We start from the raw sequence: 5057 nt of genomic DNA on the forward strand, positions 1-5057 counted from the left end.
ACGATGGCCAACCCCACCGAGAACCCTCAGTGGGCAGATCTGTTGGCCATCACCGGGCAGTTTTACGGGCCACCAGCGGGCCGATTAACTGGCCGCCGGTGGGCAGAAACTAATGGCCATTGACACAGCAGCACGCAGGAACTAAAGAAGAGTTATTGGAGAAAGGAATCAGCATGACTGATCTAGGTTCCGCGCAAATGCGCTGAGTGCTTGGGCTGGTTCTAGCTATAAGTGGAGTTCTGGCGGCCTTGTTTTCGGTTGCGTGGATCTTCTGCCGGCGTGGGGTTTGGGCTGACAAAGCCGGGCGGGTTCGCTGGTGTAGGCGGCAAAGAGCAGTGACGTGGCGGTGGTATCGGACGTGAGGTAATGCGCGACCGTCCGAGCATAATTTGGGGTAGCGAGGGGCCCATAGCGACTGGAACCGGCCGGCACCGCACGCAATGGGTATCGACTCACGAGGCGTGGGGATACGGGAATGCCGTGTGCACCGGCAATAAGGGACGCAGGGGAGACCCTTTCCGGGCGGTTGGCTGCAGGGGAAGCGCGGTGTTCCGGCGGCTCAGTTGCTGGTAACGGAGTAGCCAGGGGAGGTGACTGCCTCACGGACAACGGCAATGTTGGCTTGAGCGTTGACAACCAGACGCGAACGGCCGCCGCGGACGAGCTCAACAGATGCCGGTGCCACACCTTCGAGTGCCGAGACCGCCTTCTCCACAGTCTGGACACAGTTCCGCAGTTTAGGCCTTCAGACGCCCCGCGGCCTGTCACGATTGGGTGTCGAGGTAGTCCAGTATCGCCTGTGCAGTTTCTTTCGGGGCGCTCATGTGGGGGCAGTGCCCGGTGGCCTGAAGCTGCACCAGGGTGCTGTGTTCCAGGTTCTTGTGCAGGTAGGCGCCCACTTCGGGCGGGGCAAGGCGATCGTTGGAGCATTGCAGAATAAGGCAGTTGGTGTGCAGTTTTCCAAGTTCAGGCCGGGTGTCGGAGAAGAAAGTTACTTCGGCGAAGTGCCGTGCGATGGCCGGAGTTGTCCGGCAGAAGCTGGCCCGCAGGTCCTCCGCTAATTCCGGCTCTTGTGGGTTGCCCATGACGATGGGGGCTAGAGCCGCGGCCCAGGCAAAAAGATCGCTGTCCAAAGATGCCAGCAGGCCCTCGATGTCTTCCCGCGAGAAACCGCCGACATAGCCGTCGTACGGGTCGTTGGTATGACGGGGTGATGGAGCAAGCAGGATCAGGTGCGAAAACCTTGTTGGTTCCTGCGCTGCGGCGACCACGGCGATCATCGTGCTGACACTATGTCCGACCAGGATGACGTCCTCAAGTTCGAGGGCGGCGCAAATTTCCAGCAGATCCGTCGCATACCCGTTCAGGGACCCGTACTTCTCCCAGTCATAGGCGCTGATGTCGGAGTGTCCTGCGCCAACATGGTCAAAAAGCACCAGCCGGTAGTAATTCATGAAGTAGGGGAGCAGCTTCTGCCACATGGTCTGATCGCAGCCGAAGCCGTGGGCAAACATCAATACAGGCCCGTCCTCCCGGCCCAATAAGGTGACGTTGTTTCGGGCGATTACCGCAGCATCTGCTTTGACCACATTCTCACTGACCCTCACGTGGGGTGGCATTTCTTCCCAGACTATCCACGGAAAATAGAGAAATCCTAGGCTCCAGCCACTATGACGTCCAAGGGCCGCCTGCTGATTGCGTGACTTCGGCCCCTACAAGCGTCGCTGGCCGCGCGCCAAGGTCCCATTTATTGCACGGCTCTTCACTAGGCCCTCGCTAAGGCGGACCACGAGTCGAAGGGATTACCGTGCATAAGTGCCATCCTGCCCCAGCCGGCTTTGAGCTCCTCCATCTGACGGCGGTGGGCAACGTGCTGGTGCCGGACCTGAGGCTAGTGTGCCGCTGACTTCTTCAGCTCCTGCAGGATTTCCAGTTGGATGCGGTTGATGGATATCAGGAGTTCAATCTCTTCTTTGGCCTCGGTGTTGGTGTCGTAATCGTGTTGGGCCATGGCCGCGGCGATCGCGTCCTGTCGTTTCGCGGCGATGAGCAGAATTGCGCCTTGGAGACCTGCCAGCATGGAAAGCAGAAGGTTCAGGAGAATATATGGGTATGGGTCCCACGCGTTCGAGGCGAGCGCCCAGGTATTAATGGCGGCCCAGACGAGCATGAAGCCGATGAAGCCCGAAACGAAGGGCCAGCTCCCCATCCCATTGCGCATGATGTCAGCAGCGCGTTGTCCCCTGCTTAGCGTGGCTTTGTGTTTGTCGTGCCAGGTTTTCTGTTGGTGGCTCATGACTCAGCGTAGACCTGGACAGGGAGTGCTGCGGCCCGACCTGATCTTAAGAGGGAGCTGCCAGGACGGCCTTCATGCGTCGGCGGTGGTGGCGGAACAAGAATTCAGTGGCGACGCAGCCCAGGAACGCGATTGCAGCAGGAGCTGCAAGGTGTTCCCCGGCAAATGGAGTGAGGTCGAAGAATTCTTGGATAGGGGGCACCGTCACAATGATCGTAAGCGCAACGTGCATAGCACCAATGATCAACACGCGCCACACATTCAGAGGCCGGGATAGGACCACCAGCACCCACAGGGCAATCAATGTCAGCACAACCACGGACATGGTCCGAACCGTGGTGCCGGTACCGTAACCGCCTGCCAGGGACAAGGCATTGATGCTTAAGACGGCCAGGCAGATGATGAGGCCTGCGGGTATGGCAAAGGACAGTGAGCGCTTCAGGAATCCGGCCTGGTAGCGGGTGGCATTGGGCATCAGGGCGAGGAAGAAAGCCGGGATCCCGATGGTGATTCCGTCCGTTGCCGAGAGCTGCCGCGGCAGGAATGGAAACCCCCAGAGCAGAGCCCCGAAGGTAACGGAGAGAAGGACCGCATAGGCGGTTTTGGTGAGGAACAGCATCGAAACCCGTTCGATATTGGCGATGACCCTCCTGCCTTCCGCGACAACATTCGGAAGCCTGTCGAACCGGCCATCAAGCAAAACCAGCTGTGAAACTGCCTTGGTCGCAGCTGCGGCTGAATCCATGGCGATTCCCAGGTCGGATTCCTTTAGCGCCAGCGCGTCATTAACGCCGTCACCGGTCATGGCGACGACGTGTCCCCGTCTTTGCAGCGCCTGGACCATTTCCTTTTTCTGGGCTGGAGTGACCCTGCCGAAAACGGTTTGGCGCTCCATGATATCGGCCAGTTCTTCCGGGTCTTGCGGCAGTTGACGGGCGTCGAATCCACCGTCGGATACCACGCCGACTTCGCGTGCAACCGCGGCGACCGTTCGGGGATCGTCTCCGGAAATGATCTTGACTTTGACGCCTTGGTCCGAGAAGTACGACAGGGTCTGCGCTGCATCCGGGCGGACTTTCTCCCGAAAGGTCAGGAGAACAACGGGAGCAGGAACGGGCGGAAGCGCTGCTTCGTCCCCGTCCAACCCGGAAGCTGCCACGCCTGAATGGGCCAGGACCAGCGTCCTTAAGCCAGTGGCGGCGAGCACGGATGCGGCGCCAAGTGCACGATCTGCGGCGGCGGTACCCGCGGCAAGGACAATTTCCGGTGCTCCCAACAACCAAGTCCCGGCGACAGAGGTGCCGGAGGGGAAGCTGACCGCACTCCATTTCCTGGCGGAGGAAAAGGGGACGGAGGAGAGAGGGAGCAGGGTGCCGTCATCCCGGAAGCCCGCTTGGAGGCACCGGGCGGTTGCGTTGCCGTTCGGATCTGCCCCGAACCAGCCGAGTACTCGCTCCCAGCCCGGCGGTGGGGGTTCGCCGAAATCGTGAGCCGAATCAAAAACGATCCTGCCCGCGGTGAGGGTGCCGGTCTTATCCAGGCACAGCACGTCCACCCGGGCCAGCCCCTCCACCGCGGCCAGCTCCTGGATGAGCACCTTTTGGCGCGCCAACCTGACCGCACCCACGGCGAAAGCAACACTGGTCATAAGCACCAGGCCCAAAGGAATCATGGCGATAACGCTCGCCACGGCGCCGATGGAGGCAGTTTGCCAGCTTCCGGTCGCGATGGCCTGCTGCCAGCCGCCCTGGCCCTGCATCTGACCGTTAATAACGATGGCCATAATGGGCACCAATGCGAATGTGATCCATCGCAGGATCCGGTTCAAAGCCTGACGGATTTCAGATTGGACCAGCGAGAAGCGCTTGGCTTCAGCAGTCAGCCTGCTCGCGTAGGACTGCGCGCCTACCCGGATAACGCGGGCCCTGCCCTGTCCGGTAACGGTGCTGGAACCGGAGAGAACTTCAGTGCCGACGCCCTTTTGCACCGCGTCGGATTCACCCGTCAAAAGTGACTCATCCACTTCCAGGCCGGTTTCGTCAATCACGACAGCGTCCGCAGGGGCCTGGTCTCCCGCGCGGAGTACCAGGATGTCGTCGAGTACGACGCTCTCGACGCCAATCTCCTGAACAACCCCGCCCCGGATCACCCGGGCCCGCGGGGACGTCAGGACGGCGAGGTTATCGAGCGACTTCTTGGCCTTGTATTCCTGCACCACTCCGATCAGGGCGTTGCTGACGGCCGCGAATCCAAACAGTGCATCCCGCCATTGGCCAAGCAGCATGAGCAACAGGAAGCTGGCGGCGACAATCGCATTGAAAAGAGTCAGGACGTTGGAGCGGATAATGTCCCAGGCGCTTCGGCTGGAAGGATTGGTGACAAGGTTGGTCAAGTGCCCGTCGATGCGCAGGGCAACCTCGTCGGCCGAAAGTCCCTCAGCCTGGGGCTTGGCCGCCTGCCGGAAGACAGTACGGTCCTGTTTGGTCATTCCGCCCTTCCCGCCTGACGAACAATGGACAGCAATCGGGATCATGCCCGAACCGCGTTTAACGTGCACCGACGCCCAAGACGGTGGCCGGAAGGCCCGCCGGGTGGAGAGAACCGGATGTTCACTCACGACGCCCGGGATACCGAGTCTAATACGAAAGTAGGGTTCGTCAGGCTGCGGTGACCGGGGTGATGGTGACATTGAAGCCGAGGTTGTTGAGCTTTTTGATCGCGTTGTTTTTGGCTTTGATCGGGTCCAGACGGGTGAAGTGGT

Annotated in this window: 4 protein-coding genes; 1 reads left to right on the forward strand and 3 read right to left on the reverse strand. The window is 60.5% G+C overall.

The window, feature by feature from the left end:
* Positions 1 to 764 precede the first annotated feature (764 nt).
* From ACWRN3_RS22680 to ACWRN3_RS22690, 3 genes are all read right to left on the reverse strand, one after another.
* On the reverse strand, positions 765 to 1514 hold the full coding sequence (locus ACWRN3_RS22680) for an alpha/beta fold hydrolase (RefSeq protein WP_476742011.1): 750 nt from the start codon (positions 1512 to 1514) through the stop codon (positions 765 to 767).
* A 377-nt stretch (positions 1515 to 1891) separates the two neighbouring features.
* Positions 1892 to 2296 carry a DUF1003 domain-containing protein gene (locus tag ACWRN3_RS22685; protein WP_255175427.1) on the reverse strand — a complete coding sequence of 135 codons (405 nt, stop codon included), beginning with the start codon at positions 2294 to 2296 and terminating at the stop codon, positions 1892 to 1894.
* A 46-nt stretch (positions 2297 to 2342) separates the two neighbouring features.
* Positions 2343 to 4784 carry a cation-translocating P-type ATPase gene (locus ACWRN3_RS22690; RefSeq protein WP_476742010.1) on the reverse strand — a complete coding sequence of 814 codons (2442 nt, stop codon included), beginning with the start codon at positions 4782 to 4784 and terminating at the stop codon, positions 2343 to 2345.
* A 179-nt stretch (positions 4785 to 4963) separates the two neighbouring features.
* On the opposite strand from ACWRN3_RS22690, the gene ACWRN3_RS22695 reads away from it, so the two are divergent.
* Positions 4964 to 5057 (forward strand): hypothetical protein (locus tag ACWRN3_RS22695; RefSeq protein ID WP_476741829.1); only part of this gene is annotated, 94 nt, incomplete at its 3' end.

The organism is Pseudarthrobacter sp. rb, from assembly GCF_056389225.1.